Origin of the sequence: Pseudomonas sp. FIP_A4, from assembly GCF_036701605.1 — a bacterium.
GTDB lineage: Bacteria > Pseudomonadota > Gammaproteobacteria > Pseudomonadales > Pseudomonadaceae > Stutzerimonas > Stutzerimonas phenolilytica.
The window spans coordinates 1-395 of record NZ_JAYDXP010000111.1 but is presented as its reverse complement, the minus strand read 5'-3'; the positions used below and the strand labels follow the sequence as shown (position 1 = coordinate 395).

General features: G+C 65.1%; 2 pseudogenes. One reads left to right on the top strand and one right to left on the bottom strand.

Annotation, left to right across the window (positions count from 1 at the left end):
- Window positions 1-45: 45 nt before the first annotated feature.
- A pseudogene (locus U8L64_RS02925) lies at window positions 46-150 on the top strand (ABC transporter substrate-binding protein); the annotation flags it as partial.
- Window positions 151-276: 126 nt separating this feature from the next.
- On the opposite strand, the pseudogene U8L64_RS02920 reads toward U8L64_RS02925, so the two are convergent.
- Window positions 277-395: pseudogene (locus tag U8L64_RS02920) on the bottom strand (YajG family lipoprotein); the annotation flags it as partial.

The window sequence follows — 395 nt, the reverse complement described above, 5'->3', positions numbered from 1 at the left end:
AGGTGAAGGTTTCGGTGAGGGTTTCACCGTCATCCAGGCCCTGCACTGACCCTCAGCGTGCTGCAGTTCGGCACGCCGCACTGGGAGCTGGAGCACCTCAAGCGCCAGCAGCTGGACCGAGCCAACGGCTTCGAGCTGCGGGTGCGGTTGCCGCCCTGGGCATGGGGCGATGTGATGCGGGGCAGGGCCATTGGTGCTGTGGTTCCTGGGGTTTTGTGCGGTGGCGCCGCTGCCGGCGCGACCATGAGGGTGTGTTTGGTGCGGCCTCGTCAGCACTTACTGGGCCAGCAACTGACCGATGCTCTGGTCCTTGAACACGCGGGTCAGCGCATCGCTCAACACGTCGCTGACCAGCTTGGTATTGGTCTGCTCGTTGGGCGCCATGCCGAAGCGCT